This window comes from Dactylosporangium sp. NPDC050588 (assembly GCF_040654975.1).
Lineage (GTDB): Bacteria > Actinomycetota > Actinomycetes > Mycobacteriales > Micromonosporaceae > Dactylosporangium > Dactylosporangium maewongense.
Genome location: NZ_JBFAJA010000111.1, coordinates 1 through 16,971, shown reverse-complemented (window position 1 = coordinate 16,971; position 16,971 = coordinate 1). Strand labels below are relative to the sequence as shown.

Here is a 16,971-nt window from a genome sequence, read left to right as displayed (position 1 = left end):
CGACCCTTTGCGCTACGGTCTTCCGGTGACCGACCCAGCCACGATGGACTCCGCGAACCCCTCGCCGGATCCCTCCACCGTGGACGCGCTTTCCGATGCCGCCGTGGCGGACGTCGTGGACGTTGCGGCTCCTGTACCGGATGTGCCCGCACTGCCGGGTGCCGACGCCGCCCCCTCGGGCTTCCAGGTGCGCCTGGCGAACTTCACCGGTCCGTTCGACCTGCTGCTGCAGCTCATCGGCAAGCACAAGCTCGACGTCACCGAGGTGGCGCTGCACACCGTCACCGACGACTTCATCGCGTACATCCGCGGCATGGGCGACGACTGGGACCTCGACGAGGCGTCGGAGTTCCTGGTCGTCGCCGCCACCCTGCTCGACCTGAAGGCCGCCCGCCTCCTGCCGTCGGCCACCGTCGAGAACGAGGAGGACCTGGCGCTGCTGGAAGCGCGTGACCTGCTCTTCGCGCGGCTGCTGCAGTACAAGGCGTTCAAGGAGGCGGCGGCGCACATCGCGGGCCTGGAGGCCGTCGGGTCCCGCCGCTACCCGCGCTCGGTGTCCCTGGAGCCGCAGTACGCCGAGGCGCTGCCCGACCTCGTCCTCGGCGTCGGCCCGGCGAGGCTGCTGAAGCTGGCGCTGAAGGCGTTCACCCCGAAGTCGGGCCCTCCGGTCGTCTCGATCGCGCACATCCACATGGTCCGCGTCAGCGTCCGCGAACACGCCAACATCGTCCGCGACCGTCTCATCGCACAACGCGAGGCGACGTTCAGCGCGCTGTGCATCGACTGCGAGTCGACCCTGGAGGTCGTCGCCCGCTTCCTGGCGCTGCTGGAGCTGTACCGCGAGGACCTCGTCTCCTTCGAGCAGGTCCAGGCCCTGGGGGAGCTGCTCGTCCGCTGGACGGGCCCGGACGATGCGGCGGCCGCCACGATCGAGGTCGAGGAGTACGAGGGCAGCCCCGCCCCGCCCGAGACCCCACCGGCCGAGGGCCCGGCTGAAGGCCCGGCAGAGGACGAACCAGTGGCGGATGATGCGGAAGCAGTGAACAGCGAGGTGGACCAGTGAGTCAGGACGACCAGTCGAGGTCGCTCGCCGACCAGGCAGCGAACTGGGTCCCGCCCTGGGCTCGCCCCCAGCCCCCCGCCGAGCAGCTGCCCGTCGAGGAGCCCGCCGCCGTCGAGGCCGTCGAGGAACCCGCCGCTGAAGAGGTCGCGGAGGAGCCCGCCGCCGGGGACGCGGTGTCCGGCGAAGCGTCGGTCGCGGAGGCCGCCACCGAGCCCGAGCCAGAGCCCGAGGTCGTCGAAGAGCCGCCCGCGGAGGAAGCGCCTGTCGCCGAGCCTGAGGTCGCGGTCGTCGAGGAGGCTGCTCCCGAGGACGTGATCGAGTCTGTCGTCGCGGAGTCGGCTGCCGAGGAAGCGCCCGTCGCCGAGCCGGAGGCCGGGGTCGTCGAGGAGGCCGCCACCGAGGAAGCGCCTGTCGCTGAGCCGGAGGTCGCGGTCGTCGAGGAGGCCGCCGCCGAGGAGGTGGTCGAGGCCGCAGCCGAGGACGCGCCCGCCGGGGAAGCCGACGAGCCGGCGGTCGACAGCGGTGCGCTGTTCGAGGTGCCCGCTGCCGCCGTACCAGAGCCGAAACCGGAACCCGAGCCGGAGCCGGTGCCGGTCATGTCGGAGAGCGAGCTGCGCGGCGCGATCGAGGCGATCCTCCTCATCGTCGACGAGCCCGCCACCGAGATCACCCTCGCGCAGGTGCTCGACCAGCCCGTCGACCGGATCCGTGGGGTCCTGGAGGACATCGCCCGGCAGTACACCCAGCTCGGCCTCGGCTTCGACCTGCGGCGCGTCGCGGGTGGGTGGCGGTTGTACACGCGGGCGGAGTTCGCGCCCTACGTGGAGAAGTTCGTGCTCGACGGGCAGCAGATCCGGCTCACCCAGGCCGCCCTGGAGACACTCGCCGTGGTCGCCTACAAGCAGCCTGTCACCAGGTCGCGTATCTCGGCCATCCGCGGTGTGAACTGCGACGGCGTTGTCCGTACGCTGGTGACGCGGGGTCTGATCGAGGAGACCGGCAGTGAGCCCGAAAGCGGGGCGTTCCTGTACCGGACGACGTCGCTGTTCCTGGAGAAACTCGGCCTGGACAGCGTCGACCAGCTGCCGCCGCTCGCCCCGTTCCTTCCCGACGACATTGATGAGATCGCCGATGCCCAGCGCTGACAAGTCCACAGAAGCCGACTTCGAGGGTTCCGCGTTCGACGCGCCACCGGACGCCGAGCTGCCGCGCAACGAGGAGCGGCTGCAGAAGATCCTGGCCGCGGCCGGCCTCGGGTCCCGCCGGAACTGCGAGCGGATGATCGACGAGGGCCGCGTCACCGTCAACGGCAAGGAGGCGACCCTCGGCGACAAGGCCGACGCGACGCGGGACGCCATCCACGTCGACGGCTCGCGCCTGATCACCGACACGCGGCTGGTGTACCTCGCGCTGAACAAGCCGCGCGGCGTGGTGTCCACGATGGACGACGAGAAGGGCCGCGAGGCGCTCGCCGACTACGTGCCCAACCTCTCGACCCGCGTCTTCCACGTCGGGCGCCTGGACCTCGACAGCGAGGGCCTGCTGCTGCTGATGAACGACGGCGGCCTTGCCCACAAGCTGATGCACCCCTCGTACGAGGTGGCGAAGACCTACCAGGTGGAGATCGCCGGGCCGGTGCCGCGGGCGATGGGCCGGGAGCTGAAGGCCGGCGTGCAGCTCGAGGACGGGCCGGCGAAGGTCGACTCGTTCAGGGTCGTCGACGCGTACGGGAAGGTCGCGCTCGTCGAGGTCGTGCTGCACGAGGGGCGCAACCACATCGTGCGGCGGATGTTCGACGCGGTCGGCTACCCGGTGCAGCGGCTGATCCGCACCCAGATCGGCCCGATCCGGCTCGGCGATCTCCGCCCGGGCAGGACGCGACACCTGTCCCAGGCGGAGATCGGCGCACTCTTCAAGGCCGTCGGCGAGTAGCCGCCGTCAGGTGGAGCGGCGCATCGCGCGGATGCCGACCGTGAGCCCGGCGAGGGCGGTCGCGGCCGCCGCGGCGAAGCCCCACCAGACGGCGCGGTCGCTGACCGTACCGGCGAAGAGCAGACGCTCGGCGGTCACCATGTGCGCCAGCGGGTTGAACTGCGCCAGCGCCCGCATCCAGCCCGGCCCGGTCTCCAGGGGCAGCAGCATCCCGGAGAGGATCATCAGGGGGAACAGCAGCGTCTGGTGCACGACCCAGAACATCCAGTCGGTGCGGCGGACCGCGACCGCCAGGGCGTAGCTGAAGGAGCCGAGCCCGACGCCGAAGAGAGCGAGCAGCGCCAGGCCGAGCAGCGCGCCGGCCGGGTGCAGCTCGAAGCCGAACGGCAGCATCACCACGACGATGATCAGGGCCTGCCCGGCGAGCGGCACCATCTCCTTGAGCGCGCGGCCGACCAGCAGCGCGTGCCGGGCGAGGGGCGTGACGAGCATGCGCTCGTGCGCGCCGGTGACGAACTCGCTGAGCAGGTTCGCCCCGACGGTCGACGTGCCGAAGAGCGTGGTCATGACGAGGATCGCCGGCACGAACCACTGCCACACGTCGCTGCCGAGGCCGCCTTCCTGGCCTTTCAGGGAGCCGGCGAGCAGCGGCCCGAACAGCGCCAGGAACACCAGCGGCTGGATCATGCCGAAGATCAGCGAGAACGGCGAGCGCAGCAGCGGCCGCAGCTCCCGGGCCGCGACGATGCGGACGTCGCGCAGTGCGAGGGTGGTCATTCCGCCACCTCCGCTTCGCTCCGGCGTCGGCCTGACCATGACCGCGACATGATGAGTGCTCTCTCCGCTCCGCTCCGGCCCGCTCATGCGTTCTCCCGGAGGTTGCGGCCGGTCAGGGACAGGAAGACGTCGTCGAGCGTGGGGCGTTGGATCTCGGCGGTACGGACGGCGCCCGGCACCGCCGCGATGAGCTCGGGCAGCGCGGCGGGTCCGTCGTTGACCCGGAACGTCAGCGTGTCCGAGATCTCGGTCATGTCGCGCATGCCGGCGAGCCCGCCGGCCGCCTTGGCGATGAGCGGGAGGTCGCCGGTCAGCAGCAGCTTGTCGCCGGTCAGCTTGGCCTTCAGCGCCGACGCCGTGTCGTCGGCGATCACCTCGCCGTGGTCGACGACCACGACCCGCTCGGCCATGGTGTCGGCCTCGTCGAGGTAGTGCGTGGTCAGCACGATCGTCATGCCGTGCTCCTCGCGCATCCGCAGGATGTGCTGCCACAGGTTCGCGCGGTTCTGCGGGTCGAGCCCCGTCGACGGCTCGTCGAGGAACAGCAGCCGGGGCGCGTGCACCAGCCCGATCGCCACGTCGAGGCGCCGCCGCTGGCCGCCGGACAGGTCCGAAACCTTGCGGTCGCGCTGCTCGGCGAGGTCGAGCGCCTCCAGCAGCTCGTCGGTGCGCCGGGCGGCGGCCTTGCGGTCCAGGCCGTAGATGAGGCCCTGGGTGCGCAGCTCGTCGGCGACGCGGTGGATGTGGCCGGCGCCGTTGCCCTGCCCCACGTAGCCGATCTCCCGCCGTACCGCCGCCGCCCGCGTCGCCACGTCGTGCCCGGCGACGGTCGCGGTGCCGCTGGTCGGCGCGATGAGCGTGGTCAGCATCCGCAGCGTCGTGGTCTTGCCGGCACCGTTCGGGCCGAGCACCGCGACGAGCTCGCCCGGCGCGATGTCCAGGCTGATGCCACGGACCGCGTGCACCGTGGTCTTGCGGTTGACGACGAAGTCCTTCGTCAGCGCTCTCGTCTGAATCATGCCGCTGAGATTGCCGGTAGATGCGGACAGCTTCTGTCCTCAAGTGCGGGCGATACTGGACGCATGTTGGAGACCTCGGCCCGCCTCCTGGCGTTGCTGTCCCTGCTGCAGGCCCGCCGCGACTGGCCGGGGCAGACCCTCGCCGACCGCCTCGAGGTGAGCCCGCGGACCGTCCGGCGCGACGTCGACCGGCTGCGCGAGCTCGGCTATCCGGTGCAGGCGACCCGCGGGCCGGACGGCGGCTACCGGCTCGACGCCGGGTCGGAGCTGCCGCCGCTGCTGTTCGACGACGACCAGGCCGTCGCGGTGGCGGTGGCGCTGCAGACGGCGACGATGTCGGTCGAGGGCGTCGAGGAGGCGGCGCTGCGCGCCCTGGCGACGGTGCGGCAGGTGATGCCGGCCCGGCTGCGCCAGCGGGTCGACGCGTTGCAGGTGACCCGGGTGGCGAAGGCCGGCTGGCAGCCGTCGCGGGTCGACACGGCGGTCCTGCTGGCGATCGGCCAGGCCGTCCGGGCGCGGGAGGTGCTGCGCTTCGACTACGCGGGCGTGCGGGAGATCGCGGCCGGGCACGCCGGCGACCGGCGCCGGGTCGAGCCGTGCCACGTGGTGACGTGGGGCGGCCGGTGGTACCTCATCGGCTTCGACCTCGATCGGGTGGATTGGCGCACGTACCGGGTGGACCGCATGACGCTGCGCACACCCAGCGGTCCCCGGTTCACGCCCCGGCCGCTGCCGGCGGCGGACGTGGCGGCGTTCGTGGCGGAGCGGTTCGAGGGCCACGACCCGCTGCCGTGCCGCGGCGAGGCGATCCTGCACGCGCCGGCGGCGGCGATCACCGAGTGGACCCGGGGCCAGGCCATCGTCGAGGAGCTGGGCCCGGACCGGTGCCGGGTCAGCGCCGGCTCGTGGTCGTGGACAGGTCTCGCGGCGTGGTTCGGCATGTTCGACGTCGAGGTGGAGCTGGTCGGGCCGCCGGAGCTGCGGTCGGCCACGGCGGCACTGGCCGCCCGCTTCGCACGGGCGGCCGCCGCTTCCTGATCTGCTGCTCGCGGACCGCCGTCTGCTGCTCGCGGACCGCCGGCTACTGCTTGCGGACCGCTTCGAGGGCCTTGGTCCAGCTCACCGTCTGGTCGAGCACCACGCCGAGCGTGCCCTCGTGCTGCGGGCCCGGCTTGAACGTCGAGAAGTTCTCGAAGTCGGTGAAGAGCGACAGCGCCACCTGCGCCCGGACGTCCGCGATCTGCAGCTCGCCCATGATCAGCCGGAGGTGCTCGACCGCGCGGGTGCCGCCGGCGGAGCCGTAGCTGACGAACCCGGCCGCCTTGTTGTTCCACTCGGAGTAGACGAAGTCGATCGCGTTCTTCAGCGCGCCGCTGGTCGAGTGGTTGTACTCCGGCGTCACGAACACGAAGCCGTCCAGCTCGGCGATCTTCGCGGCCCACTGCCGGGTGTGCTCGTGCGCGTACTGCCCCATGGACGGCGGCACCGCCTCGTCGAGGTGCGGCAGGTTGTAGTCGAGCAGGTCGACCAGCTCGAACTCCGCGTCGGAGCGGCGGCTCGCGATGTCGTACACCCACTTGGCGACCGCCTCGCCGTTCCTGCCGGGGCGGGTGCTGCCGAGGATGATCCCGATCTTGGTCATGGTCCAACTCTCTGCTCGTGCGACGTTTGGGTGCTCTGCCTGTGACTGGCATGGGTGACGCGTCACCGTCACGCTAGCTCGTCCCACGGTGATGTGTCACCCATGGACGTAGACTTCGGGTGTGACGGATCCCAATTGGCTCGACGAGCGGGAGCAGCGCGCCTGGCGCGGGTTCCTCGCCGTCAACGCCGCGGTCAGGGGTCGCATCGCCCGCCAGCTGCAGCAGGAGACGGGGCTGTCCAGCGCCGACTACGCGGTCCTCGTCAGCCTCTCCGAGGCACCCGGCGGGCGGCTGCGCGTCTTCCAGCTCCGCGTCGCCGCCGACTGGGAGAAGACCCGCCTCACGCACCAGATCACCCGGATGACCGCACGCGGCCTGGTCGCCCGCGAGCCGTGCGCCGACGACCCCCGCGGCGCGTTCGTCGTGCTCACCGAGGCCGGCTGGGACGCGATCACCGCCGCCGCGCCCCGCCACGTCGAGCACGTGCGGCACTGGTTCTTCGACGCGCTCGGCCCCGAGCACGTCGACGCCCTCATCGAGGTCAACGAGACGGTGACCCGGCACCTGCTCACGGTGAGCGACCCGTGCGCCCCGTGCTCGCCGTGCGCACCGACCTCACCGGGCGCACCGGGCGATGTGCCATCCTCCTGCGACGACGTGCTCCCGTGAGGTAGGGCCACCGGCGGGTCAAGTACTGTCGAACAGCAGGTGTCATCGGGGATTCATCGTGTTGTGGAGGATCGGGCGTGGCAGGACACAGCGGCCAGTTGGTGGTTGCCATCGACGGGCCCTCCGGGTCCGGCAAGTCCACGATCTCGCGCCGGGTGGCACAGGCCCTCGACGCCCGCTACCTGGACACCGGCGCCATGTACCGGGCGGTGACCTGGGCCGTGCTGCGCGACAACGTCGACCTCGCCGACGCGGAGAAGATCCACGCCGTCGCGGCGTCGGCGGCGCTGCGCATCGGCACCGACCCGGCCGAGCCGCACATCAGCGTCGACGGCGTCGGCGTCGACAGTGAGATCCGCGGCACCGAGGTCACCCAGGCGGTGTCGGCCGTGTCCGCGGTCCCGGCCGTGCGGGCGCTGCTCGTCGCGCTCCAGCGGGACATCATCGCCGAGGCGGGCCGGATCGTGGTCGAGGGCCGCGACATCGGCACCGTCGTCGCCCCCGACGCCGACCTGAAGGTCTACCTCACCGCCTCCGCGGACGAGCGGGCCAGGCGCCGGAGCACCGAGAATGCGACCAACCAGGCCGCGACCGCAGCCGACCTGGCCCGTCGTGACAGACTTGACTCGACGCGCGCCGCCGATCCGCTTCGCCAAGCCGACGACGCCGTCGTGCTCGACACCACCGCGCTCGGCATCGACGAGGTGGTCGAGCGACTCCAGCGGATGCTGGACAAGGTCACCGCATAGGCGAGCGCCGGCCCCCCGGCCGTTGAGCAAAGGACCCCCGTGAGCGCTGAGGCATCCGCAGGTGCCGAGGTCGACGTCGACGTTGTCGATGACGTCGAGCTGAGTGTGCCGATCGTCGCCGTCGTCGGCCGACCCAACGTCGGCAAGTCGACCCTCGTCAACCGGATCCTGGGCCGCCGTCAGGCGGTCGTCGAGGATGTTGCCGGCGTCACCCGCGACCGGGTCGCCTATGACGCCGAGTGGACCGGGCGGCACTTCACCGTCGTGGACACCGGCGGCTGGCTGCCCGACGCCAAGGAGCGGGCCAAGGCCATCGCCACCCAGGCCGAGATCGCCACCCAGACCGCCGACGTGGTGCTGTTCGTGGTCGACGCCACGATCCCGCCGACCTCCGACGACGAGGCCGCGGTCAGGATGCTGCGCCGCAGCGGCCGGCCCGTGATCCTCGTCGCCAACAAGGTCGACAACGCGCGCATCGAGGGCGAGATCTCCAGCCTCTGGGGCCTCGGCCTCGGCGAGCCGTTCCCCGTCTCGGCCCTGCACGGCCGCGGCTCCGGCGACCTGCTCGACAAGATCCTCGAGGCGCTGCCGGCCGCTCGTGTCGCCCCGCCCCGCGAGGCCGGGCCGCGCCGCATCGCGCTCGTCGGCCGGCCCAACGTCGGCAAGTCCAGCCTGCTCAACAAGCTGGCCAAGGAGGAGCGGGCGGTCGTCGACTCCGTCGCCGGCACCACCGTCGACCCGGTCGACAGCCTCGTCGACTTCGGCGGCGAGACCTGGCACCTCGTCGACACCGCCGGCCTGCGCAAGCGGGTCGCGCACGCCAGCGGCACCGAGTACTACGCCTCGCTGCGCACCAACGCGGCGATCGAGGCGGCCGAGGTCGCGATCGTGCTCCTCGACGCGAGCGAGGTCATCTCCGAGCAGGACCAGCGGATCATCACCATGGTCATCGAGTCCGGCCGGGCGCTCGTCATCGCCTTCAACAAGTGGGACCTCGTCGACGAGGACCGGCGCCACCAGCTCGGCAAGGAGATCGAGCGGGAGCTGCGCCGCGTGCCGTGGGCGATCAGGCACAACGTCTCGGCGCTCACCGGCCGCGCCGTCGACAAGCTCGCGCCCGCGCTGCGCACCGCCTTGGAGAACTGGGAGCGTCGCGTGCCCACGGGGCAGCTCAACCAGTGGCTCACGGCGCTCGTGCAGCAGACCCCGCACCCGGTCCGCGGCGGGCGCGCCCCGCGCGTGCTGTTCGCCACCCAGGCCGGCGTGTCGCCGCCGAAGTTCGTGCTCTTCACCACGGGCGCGCTCGACCCCGGCTACGTCCGGTTCGTGGAGCGCAAGCTGCGCGAGGAGTTCGACTTCCTCGGCACCCCGATCCACATCAGCGTGAAGCCCCGCAAGAAGAACAGCCCGCGCGGGAAGAAGTAGTTCTCGCCGGCTCACGCCGCGGCAGCAACGCTTCGGCGGCCACCGCCACGACGACCAGCCCGGCGAAGATCATGAGTCCCATGCCCGCGACTTCGACAGGTGCGCCGCTCAGCTGAGCGGCGCACCGTTACGCACCTAGGCTGCTGCCGTTTCCTCGGTCGTGCCCGCCTCGATCTGGTCCTGTGCCGCCGAGGCGCTGGTCAGGATGTCGAGCTCCAAGCCCTTCGCCAGCCACGACGCGCCGAAGCACAGCACCGAGGCCGTCTCGCCGATGATCAGGCTGTACGCGTCGAGCGTGTGGGACACCTGGGTCACCGCGATGTACACCACGGCAAGGGCGATCCCCGCCGCGCACGCGTAGTGGAACGACCGCCAGAACGCGGGGGAGAACCGCGCCAGGTGCCCGTCGCGGTGCTGCGACCTGGCACCCTCGCGGCGTCCGAAGAAGTAGCTGATCACGCCCAGGCAGAGGATGAACGTCGCCGCGCACACGTAGTGCACGCTCTGCACCGTCTGCTCGCCGAGCTTCTCCTGCAACGGCGACAGCGGCACCGTCCCGCCGCCCGGCCGCCCGGTCGGGAACAGCGCCACACCCACCGCCGTCACGCCGGCGACGATGCTGAGCGTGTTCTCCAGGTTCCGCTCGAAGAACTTGTAGAAGATCAGGAAGAACGCGGTCACGCACAGGCAGCTGACGAAGATGTCGCGCATGCCGGAGTAGTAGTACGCGCTCAGCGACCCCCGCGGCTTCCCTCCCTCGAACAGGAAGCCGTCGCCGAGCAGGAGCGTCACCGGCAGCAGAATGCCCATGACGCCGATCAGGGTGCGCATCAGCAGGAAGGAGCGCAGGTAGAGGATCCTGGCCTTCAGGTTCTCGTCGGCCTGATCCTGCGGTTTGCCGGGACGCTGCGGAGCGTCCACCGGTGGGGTGAGGTATCCCATGGTGCCCTCCAAGTGTGGTTACCTGAAGAGAGCACGTGATCACGCTGTCGATACGTTGACTGCGCCTATACGACAGACATGTCCGGTCACCACTGATAGCTGCGGCCCAGATCGTGGCCTGTGTTGGGGTCCACCGGCGTCGGGTGCACCCGCAGCAGCGACTGCACGCTGCGCAGCAGTGCCTCTGGGCTGAACGGTTTGACCATGTGGTGCACCGCCCCCGCCATCACGCCGCTGCGTACGACGTCCGGCTGCGACAGCGCGGACAGCAGCATCACCGGGATCTGCGCCGTCTCCGGATCCGCCCGCAGCTGCTCGCACGCGGTGAGCCCGTCCTGCCCCGGCATCATGATGTCGAGGATCACCAGGTTGGGCAGGCAGGCGACCGCGGCGTCGACCGCGGCCAGCCCGTTGTCGGTCTCGATGACCTCGAAGCCCGCCTTCACCAGCTTGTACGCCACCATGCCCCGCAGATCCGGGTCGTCGTCGACGACGAGAATCCGGGCGGTCTGCGCTTCGGACGCGATGGCCGTGTTCATCGGGAACCTCCTGCAACGGGTTGAGACCATCAGGTTCACCGCACCCGGCTGTGCTTCAGCGGCCTTTCCGTTGCCGACCGGTTGTGTGCGCTACGTCACTGCGCTTCCCCCACCGGCGGCCCCAGCAGATCCCACAGATTGCCGGCGACGTCCTCGAAGACCGCGACCTGCCCGTACACCTCGTCCCGCGGCGGCCGCACGATCGTGACACCGGCCGCCTCCAGCCGCTCGAACGTCGCCCGGAAGTCGTCCACCCGCAGGAAGAACCCCACCCTGCCCTTCACCTGGTCCCCGACCGCCTCCCGCTGCCGCTCCCCATCAGCCCGCGCCAGCAGCAACCCCGTCCCCCCACCCGGCGGCCGCACCACGACCCACCGCTTCGCCGCCCCGTCGGTCGTCGTCGCCGGCGAGTCCTCCACCAGCTCAAACCCCAGCACCTCGGTGAAGAACACGATCGCAGGGTCGTACTCCTCCACCACCACCGTCACCAGATCCAGCCGCATCCCCCCACCGTAGTTGGGACAGGGGATACTCCTGCGCGCGGCGGTAACCCTATGCGCTAGTCTGTAGCGGCTGCTCCGGACGAGTCCGGTTGCACGGGACGTAGCGCAGCTTGGTAGCGCACTTGACTGGGGGTCAAGGGGTCGTGGGTTCGAATCCCGCCGTCCCGACAGCGCAAGGGTTTTCGCAGGTCACAAGCCTGCGGAGGCCCTTTTTTCGTTCTTGAGCAAGGTGTCCAGGTCGAGCACGCCGCTGTTGGACCCCTTGACTCGACGGGTGACGAGATGCCCCTGCTCAAGATCGAAAAGCTCACCGAAGGTCTCGCCGGTGACTGGCCCGGACACCTGCGCGACTGGGACCGGACCCTGCGCGCCGCCAACCATCCGGAGACCACCCGCTACAACTACCTGCTCGCCGCGGCACAGTTGGGCCGGTATCTCGGCGAGCATTCTCCGGACCCCGACGCGGAGGACGCGGCCGAGGACCCGACCGACGTGACGAAGGCGCACGTCGAGCATTTCCAGGCGTGGGTGATCGAGACCCGCTCGGCCGCGACCGCCTTGAACAAGCACAAGGGTCTGCAGCAGTTCTTCAAGTACCTCGTCGACGAGGACGAGATGGACCGCTCGCCGATGGACCGGGTGAAGCAGCCGAAGACGCCGAAGAAGCTCATTCCCGTGATGCGCGACGACGACACGAAGAAGCTCCTCGACGCGTGCAAGGGCAAGTCGTTCGTGAACCTGCGCGACGAGGCGCTGATCCGGCTGTACTACAACACCGGCGCCCGCCTGTCCGAAGTCGGCAACCTGCTGCTGACCGATCTCGACATGAACACCGAATCCGTGCGGTTCCACGGCAAGGGCGCAAAGGACCGGCGGGTGCGATTCGGCCCGAAGACCGCCCGGGCCTTGAGCAAGTACCTGCGGGCCCGGGCGAAGCGCCGCGACGTCGATCAGGTCCCGAACCTGTGGCTGGCCGAGCGCGGTGCCTGGCCGCTGCTGCCGAACGGCATCAAGATCCGGCTGAAGCGGCTCGGCCTCGCTGCCGGTATCGAGGGTGTCCATGCGCACCGGTGGCGTCACAACTTCGCCCACGAGTGGCACCGTGCCGGTGGCAACACCGGCGATCTGATGTTGCTGCTGGGTTGGACGTCGGAGGATATGCCGCGTCACTACGGCGCCAGCGCCGCCGCCGAGCGGGCGCAGGAGATCCAGGCGCAGTTCGGCATCGGCGAACGCGTCTGACAGTTCCAGCGGAGGCGGCCCCTCGCCGACACAGTCGGCCAGGGGCCGCCTCCGTTCACTCACAGTCGGTTCAACGTTGAGAACGTGGGTCTCGCCTCGCCGATCTCGGTCGGCAGGCCGGCGATCCCCGGAGGAGTCGGGTGCGGTGGCTCATGCGAGTGGCTGGTGACTGTGGGCCTCGGGATGCCCGTGTGCCATCGCAGCCGGTCGGTCAGTCAGTGGGAGACCTGTAGGCCGCGATGGTCAATGGACCTGGCGGGTCATGCCGCCGTGAAGCGCTCCGTTGCGGCGTGTAGTGGACGGGGTGCTGAACATGGCGCAGCCTCGCAATGAGTTGCAGCTGCCGTACCTGCGCCTTGCGCGGGCGCCGGTCCCGTGGGCCACCTTGGCAACAGGTGACACCCGGTGACACGTTCCGTTTGCAGCGGCGCGTGGGTGATGCTCGGACCGGCGAGGATCACCGCGTCGGACGGGGGAGTGGACGGTGACCATAGATCTGCAGAAGTTGACCGCCGGCCTACCGCTGGTCTGGTCGAGCTATCTGCGCGATTGGGACCGCACCCTGCGCGCGGCGAACCACCCGGATACGACCCGCTACAACTACCTCCTGGCCGCCGTCCAGTTGGCGCGGTACCTCGGTGAGCAGGACGGCACTGCAGGTGCGGCGGATGATCCGACCGTTGTCGAACGGGCGGCTGTCGAGGAGTTTCAGGCTTGGATGGTGCAGACGCGGTCGGCGGCGACCGCGCTGAACAAGCACAAGGGGCTGCAGCAGTTCTTCAAGTGGCTTGCCGAGGACGAGGAGATCGCCCGTTCGCCGATGGAACGGGTACGGCAGCCGAAGACCCCGACCAAGCTGATCCCGATCATCCGTGACGACGACACCAAGCGGGTCCTCGAGGCGTGCAAAGGAACCCAGTTCGTCAACCTGCGCGACGAGGCCATCGTCCGGATGCTGTACAACACCGGCGCCCGGCTGTCGGAGGTGGCGAACCTGCGCATCTATGACGTCAACATGGACGCCGACACGATCCACTACCGGGGAAAGGGCAGCAAGGACCGGCGGGTGCGGTTCGGGCCGAGAACCGGGCGGGCGCTGAGCCGCTACCTCCGCGCCCGCGCCCGGCACACCGGGTTCTCGCTACCGGCGCTGTGGCTCGCCGAGCGGGGCGGCCACTCGCTCTCAGCGAACGGCGTGAAGCTGATGCTGCGCCGCCGTGGTGTGCAGGGCGGAGTGTCCGGCGTCCACGCGCATCGATGGCGGCACAACTACGCCCACGAATGGAAGCTCGCCGGCGGGGACACCGGCGACCTGATGCTGCTGCTTGGCTGGACGTCGGAGGACATGCCACGGCACTACGGCGCGAGCGCCGCTGCCGAACGCGCACAGCAGATCCAGTCCCGGATCGGCATCGGCGAACGTGTCTGACCACGACACCCCGGAGCCGCGTCGCGAAAGCCTGAGCCCGCAGCAGCGTGTTCGCCGAGCTCGGATCGCCGCGCATGCCTCCTGGGCGAACACCAGCGACCGGACCGCCCGCACGACCCCGGCCACCAACGCCTTCCTCGCCCGGTTCGAACGGCAGGTGGACCCGCTCGGCGTCCTACCTGCGGAGACCCGGACCGCCATGGCTGCCCACGCACGACGCGCCTACATGCTGCAACTCGCGGAACGCTCCGCTCGCTCTAGACGCCGCACCTCCGAGAACAGCTGACCATCAACCCAACAGGAGGAACCGTGGACAGACGCCAACCCCGTCACACGCCCGTCGATGCGCCAGGCGACGACGAAGCAACTTGGGTCAGACCAGACTTCGCCGCCCTGTACGGAGTCGACCCCGAGTTCACACCTCGCACCGCCTCAGCGCTGTACACCGGACTCTGTCTTGTGACCGACGGCATCGCCCTCGACACTGACGACCATGGCAGCGAGCCGGTCATCAGCGCCGACACGGGATCATGGCGAGTCCTGGACCAGCTGCCTCACGCCACCTGGCGGCAGCCGGAGGCATGGCGACGGCATGCCGCGGCCCACGGTCGACTGCTGATCCAGCAGCTCGAAACCGGCGGCGGTCTCGCCGCCGACTGCGTCATCGACTACCTGATCCTGCACCTCGCCGTCGACCGAGCAGAGGAAGAGGTCGACGACGCCCTGTTCGATCCGAGCCATCCCAGCCACGGCCTGCCAACGCATCTGGACGACTACGCCTGGGACCTTCTGCCGTACTCCACGCCGCTCGGCGATCCACCAACCGCATCAATGACCATCGACGTAAGCGTGGCGGATCTGCACAAGGCGTACCTCGCGCTTCGCGCGTCGCCAGATCGATGGTTCGAGCGTATGACAGTGGCCACGAACGGCAAACGCTCGCTCATCTCCGTCGTGCGCGACGCCGACGAACAGCAGGGACTACCGGGACCGGCTCGACCACACGGAACGCCGAGCGAAGATCCTCCTCGGTGAACCGGATCAGACGACCGCCCATCACATGGTGCCGAATCAACCTCTGGGCAACCCACTTGCGCAACGATGAATCGGACACACGTAGACGCTCGGCTGCCTCCGCATAGGTGTAGAAGATCTCGCCGCCAACTTCCATAACTTCCCCACTTCCCTCAACGTCGTTGCACAGCGTAAGGTCGGCGGGAGTCGTTTCCGGTGATCGGCGACGAGTGCGTTACGAGCTGCCTCCCATGGGTCAGGGGTTCGAGTCCCCTCAACCGGAGGCGCAACTCCGCCACTTGGAGCTGCGCCCGCAATGACTCAGGGTTACCTCCCAGGCAAGGTCGCGGTTCCCGGAGTGAGGGTTCGATTCCCTTCACCCACCTCCTCGAAGGCTTTGACAAGGTCTCGTACGCTGACGTGGCCTACTCCAGCCGTTTCCGGTCTTCGCTCGCTCGTTTGCGAACGGCCTGGATGAACGACGTGTCGATCTCGTCGTCGCGGTACTCGTCGGATGCGTCGTCTGCTCGCTCGGTGCTGAGGATGTAGTGCTCGGTGTACAGCAGCCAGCACCCCCGGATCCCGGCCAGCAAATCCTCGAGGAGATCCCGGGCCGGCCGTTGGGGGTCGAACGGGGTCAGGCGGACGGGCATGACCTCGGCGCCGTCTGCATCGTGATCTGCGAGTTGCTCTGCATCGTCGATGGCGTCGCGTGCCTCGTCGAGGTCCGGCATTTCGCCTTCGGCGACGCGCATGGCGTCGGTGATGAGTTCAATGACGACATTGCGCGGCGACAGCCCGAGGTCCAGCATTTCGAGGACCTTGGTGGGCGTGGCGTGGGGGAGGGCCTCGATGTTGTCGGCTTCTTCGACGACGCTCGTGGGGTCGATGCCCGACAGGTCTGCGACGACGTCGGCGGCGGCTCGGAGCCAATGCGCGGCGGCCACTGACGCGGCGGTCGGGTCCATGGTCAAGAACAGGTCGTCGCTGCCGAGAGGGTTCTGTCGCAGCAGGTGGTCAGCTGCGGCGACCTGCACTGGCGAGGCATCCGCTCGGCTGAGCATGACCGCTTGCCGAGCTCGGCCGTTGAGGTCTCCGCGTTCGGCGTCCTCGACGGCGGCGATCTCGCTCTGGACGTCGTCGGTGATCGCGTTGCTGAGGTCGGCGTCGCCGATCGCGTGCAGGGCGCGCCCGATGCGATGTGCGGACTCCTCGACCGGGTCGTAGGAGGTCAGAAGTGTGTCGCCATCGGGAAGGTTCGGGTTGCGGAGCGACGATACGACGAGCTCGAACGACTTGCGGGATTCTGCGCGCCGCCAACCTTCGGAGTCGACCTCATGGCTGCTGGTTGCGGACGCCGGATGTGTGTAGCACCGCCACAGCACCTGCGAGAGGCCGGTCAGCGTAACCGCCAAGGCGAAGGACTGTTCGGGAGCTACGGCGGCGGCGGGCAGGGATGCTACGACGCGAGCCGTCTCGCCGTGCCCGACACTCCAGACGGCAATCAGCTTGCCGTGCGTTTCATCGACCGCGTAGTGCGTCAAGTGTTCCCCCAGAAGCGATAGGGAACCTGCGTGTACGGCCTCGGCAGCGGCGTGCCGAAACCGGGCATGTCCCTTGATGGTTCCACTTGCTGGAGCGGGGGACGAGGTACCAGGGGTGACAAGGGGTGCCACAGAGTGCCACGGCCGGCCTCGGGTGGCGGAGGGCGAGGATGCTCTGGTAGAGGTCGGACTCGCACGGGGTTGTACTTGCCGAAAACCTCATCCGGGCAGGTCAAGCGGCGTGTTTGTATTCGTGGAGGATGCCGCCAAGTCGGTCGTGTCGTCGGACGCGGAGCCTAGTGATCTGGTCCGGATCAGCGATCGGTGTGGGTAGTGGGTGCAGCGGTCGGGCGTTGGCGATGCCCTGATGTGGGCGATGGTCGTTTTAAGGATCTTCATGGCGTAGTCGGACTCAAGGCGACAGGGGCGATCTACGCGGCTGGGACAGCCCACATCGGGTGAGGAGGTTCCACAGCAAGCC

18 protein-coding genes and 1 tRNA gene are annotated in these 16,971 nt (G+C 69.5%); 11 read left to right on the top strand and 8 right to left on the bottom strand.

Annotation, left to right across the window (positions count from 1 at the left end):
• The first annotated feature begins 43 nt into the window (after positions 1 to 43).
• The 3 genes from AB0I21_RS49920 to AB0I21_RS49910 are packed head-to-tail and all read left to right on the top strand — an operon-like array spanning position 44 to position 2,995.
• Entirely contained in the window at positions 44 to 1,063 is a 1,020-nt protein-coding gene (locus AB0I21_RS49920; protein WP_360571952.1) for a ScpA family protein, read from the top strand.
• Positions 1,060 to 2,208, top strand: a complete 1,149-nt coding sequence (gene scpB, locus AB0I21_RS49915; protein ID WP_360571914.1) for an SMC-Scp complex subunit ScpB — start codon at positions 1,060 to 1,062, stop codon at positions 2,206 to 2,208. The genes AB0I21_RS49920 and scpB overlap by 4 nt, the downstream gene beginning before the upstream one ends.
• Positions 2,195 to 2,995, top strand: coding sequence for a pseudouridine synthase (locus tag AB0I21_RS49910; protein ID WP_360571912.1), 801 nt, complete (start codon positions 2,195 to 2,197; stop codon positions 2,993 to 2,995). The genes scpB and AB0I21_RS49910 overlap by 14 nt, the downstream gene beginning before the upstream one ends.
• Before the next feature lie 6 nt (positions 2,996 to 3,001).
• Here AB0I21_RS49910 and AB0I21_RS49905 read toward each other — a convergent pair whose 3' ends face one another.
• Together AB0I21_RS49905 and AB0I21_RS49900 are read right to left on the bottom strand one after the other, a co-directional pair.
• Positions 3,002 to 3,772, bottom strand: coding sequence for an ABC transporter permease (locus AB0I21_RS49905; protein WP_354903962.1), 771 nt, complete (start codon positions 3,770 to 3,772; stop codon positions 3,002 to 3,004).
• A gap of 83 nt (positions 3,773 to 3,855) precedes the next feature.
• Positions 3,856 to 4,791 (bottom strand): ATP-binding cassette domain-containing protein, encoded by a 936-nt coding sequence (locus AB0I21_RS49900; RefSeq protein WP_360571910.1) that lies wholly within the window; start codon positions 4,789 to 4,791, stop codon positions 3,856 to 3,858.
• A gap of 63 nt (positions 4,792 to 4,854) precedes the next feature.
• Between AB0I21_RS49900 and AB0I21_RS49895 the strand changes: the two genes are divergently transcribed.
• Positions 4,855 to 5,829: a WYL domain-containing protein gene (locus AB0I21_RS49895; protein WP_360571909.1), complete on the top strand. Its 975-nt coding sequence runs from the start codon at positions 4,855 to 4,857 to the stop codon at positions 5,827 to 5,829.
• A gap of 43 nt (positions 5,830 to 5,872) precedes the next feature.
• Here AB0I21_RS49895 and AB0I21_RS49890 read toward each other — a convergent pair whose 3' ends face one another.
• Positions 5,873 to 6,433 carry an NAD(P)H-dependent oxidoreductase gene (locus tag AB0I21_RS49890; protein ID WP_360571907.1) on the bottom strand — a complete coding sequence of 187 codons (561 nt, stop codon included), beginning with the start codon at positions 6,431 to 6,433 and terminating at the stop codon, positions 5,873 to 5,875.
• Positions 6,434 to 6,554: 121 nt separating this feature from the next.
• Between AB0I21_RS49890 and AB0I21_RS49885 the strand changes: the two genes are divergently transcribed.
• The 3 genes from AB0I21_RS49885 (at position 6,555) to der (ending at position 9,277) form a co-directional block, all read left to right on the top strand.
• Positions 6,555 to 7,103 carry a MarR family winged helix-turn-helix transcriptional regulator gene (locus tag AB0I21_RS49885; RefSeq protein WP_360571905.1) on the top strand — a complete coding sequence of 183 codons (549 nt, stop codon included), beginning with the start codon at positions 6,555 to 6,557 and terminating at the stop codon, positions 7,101 to 7,103.
• Positions 7,104 to 7,180: 77 nt separating this feature from the next.
• Entirely contained in the window at positions 7,181 to 7,852 is a 672-nt protein-coding gene (gene cmk, locus AB0I21_RS49880) for a (d)CMP kinase (protein WP_360571903.1), read from the top strand.
• Positions 7,853 to 7,891: 39 nt separating this feature from the next.
• The gene (gene der / locus AB0I21_RS49875; RefSeq protein ID WP_360571901.1) at positions 7,892 to 9,277 is read left to right on the top strand and encodes a ribosome biogenesis GTPase Der; all 1,386 of its coding nucleotides are present in this window, start codon (positions 7,892 to 7,894) and stop codon (positions 9,275 to 9,277) included.
• A 135-nt stretch (positions 9,278 to 9,412) separates the two neighbouring features.
• Here der and AB0I21_RS49870 read toward each other — a convergent pair whose 3' ends face one another.
• From AB0I21_RS49870 to AB0I21_RS49860, 3 genes are all read right to left on the bottom strand, one after another.
• A complete protein-coding gene (locus AB0I21_RS49870; protein WP_360571899.1) occupies positions 9,413 to 10,219 on the bottom strand; it encodes a hypothetical protein in 807 nt (268 codons plus the stop codon).
• A gap of 86 nt (positions 10,220 to 10,305) precedes the next feature.
• Positions 10,306 to 10,758 (bottom strand): response regulator, encoded by a 453-nt coding sequence (locus AB0I21_RS49865; protein WP_360571897.1) that lies wholly within the window; start codon positions 10,756 to 10,758, stop codon positions 10,306 to 10,308.
• A 95-nt stretch (positions 10,759 to 10,853) separates the two neighbouring features.
• Positions 10,854 to 11,261, bottom strand: coding sequence for a VOC family protein (locus AB0I21_RS49860; RefSeq protein ID WP_360571895.1), 408 nt, complete (start codon positions 11,259 to 11,261; stop codon positions 10,854 to 10,856).
• Positions 11,262 to 11,355: 94 nt separating this feature from the next.
• Here AB0I21_RS49860 and AB0I21_RS49855 point away from each other — a divergent pair.
• From AB0I21_RS49855 to AB0I21_RS49840, 4 genes are all read left to right on the top strand, one after another.
• Positions 11,356 to 11,429: transfer RNA gene (locus AB0I21_RS49855), tRNA-Pro, on the top strand.
• A 114-nt stretch (positions 11,430 to 11,543) separates the two neighbouring features.
• Positions 11,544 to 12,503, top strand: coding sequence for a tyrosine-type recombinase/integrase (locus AB0I21_RS49850; protein WP_360571893.1), 960 nt, complete (start codon positions 11,544 to 11,546; stop codon positions 12,501 to 12,503).
• 505 nt (positions 12,504 to 13,008) lie between these two features.
• Entirely contained in the window at positions 13,009 to 13,932 is a 924-nt protein-coding gene (locus AB0I21_RS49845; protein WP_360571892.1) for a tyrosine-type recombinase/integrase, read from the top strand.
• Positions 13,933 to 14,241: 309 nt separating this feature from the next.
• Positions 14,242 to 14,967 (top strand): hypothetical protein, encoded by a 726-nt coding sequence (locus tag AB0I21_RS49840; protein WP_360571890.1) that lies wholly within the window; start codon positions 14,242 to 14,244, stop codon positions 14,965 to 14,967.
• Here AB0I21_RS49840 and AB0I21_RS49835 read toward each other — a convergent pair.
• Together AB0I21_RS49835 and AB0I21_RS49830 are read right to left on the bottom strand one after the other, a co-directional pair.
• The gene (locus tag AB0I21_RS49835) at positions 14,876 to 15,103 is read right to left on the bottom strand and encodes a helix-turn-helix domain-containing protein (protein WP_360571888.1); all 228 of its coding nucleotides are present in this window, start codon (positions 15,101 to 15,103) and stop codon (positions 14,876 to 14,878) included. The genes AB0I21_RS49840 and AB0I21_RS49835 overlap by 92 nt on opposite strands.
• A gap of 268 nt (positions 15,104 to 15,371) precedes the next feature.
• A complete protein-coding gene (locus AB0I21_RS49830) occupies positions 15,372 to 16,490 on the bottom strand; it encodes a hypothetical protein (RefSeq protein WP_360571886.1) in 1,119 nt (372 codons plus the stop codon).
• Positions 16,491 to 16,971 lie beyond the last annotated feature (481 nt).

Excerpts from the sequence above, each read along its gene's own strand:
- AB0I21_RS49920 (WP_360571952.1), top strand. The coding sequence starts at position 44 with ATGGACTCCGCGAACCCCTCGCCGGATCCCTCCACCGTGGACGCGCTT.
- AB0I21_RS49910 (WP_360571912.1), top strand. The coding sequence starts at position 2,195 with ATGCCCAGCGCTGACAAGTCCACAGAAGCCGACTTCGAGGGTTCCGCG.
- AB0I21_RS49905 (WP_354903962.1), bottom strand. The coding sequence starts at position 3,772 with ATGACCACCCTCGCACTGCGCGACGTCCGCATCGTCGCGGCCCGGGAG.
- AB0I21_RS49900 (WP_360571910.1), bottom strand. The coding sequence starts at position 4,791 with ATGATTCAGACGAGAGCGCTGACGAAGGACTTCGTCGTCAACCGCAAG.
- AB0I21_RS49895 (WP_360571909.1), top strand. The coding sequence starts at position 4,855 with ATGTTGGAGACCTCGGCCCGCCTCCTGGCGTTGCTGTCCCTGCTGCAG.
- AB0I21_RS49890 (WP_360571907.1), bottom strand. The coding sequence starts at position 6,433 with ATGACCAAGATCGGGATCATCCTCGGCAGCACCCGCCCCGGCAGGAAC.
- AB0I21_RS49870 (WP_360571899.1), bottom strand. The coding sequence starts at position 10,219 with ATGGGATACCTCACCCCACCGGTGGACGCTCCGCAGCGTCCCGGCAAA.
- AB0I21_RS49865 (WP_360571897.1), bottom strand. The coding sequence starts at position 10,758 with ATGAACACGGCCATCGCGTCCGAAGCGCAGACCGCCCGGATTCTCGTC.
- AB0I21_RS49860 (WP_360571895.1), bottom strand. The coding sequence starts at position 11,261 with ATGCGGCTGGATCTGGTGACGGTGGTGGTGGAGGAGTACGACCCTGCG.
- AB0I21_RS49850 (WP_360571893.1), top strand. The coding sequence starts at position 11,544 with ATGCCCCTGCTCAAGATCGAAAAGCTCACCGAAGGTCTCGCCGGTGAC.
- AB0I21_RS49835 (WP_360571888.1), bottom strand. The coding sequence starts at position 15,103 with ATGGAAGTTGGCGGCGAGATCTTCTACACCTATGCGGAGGCAGCCGAG.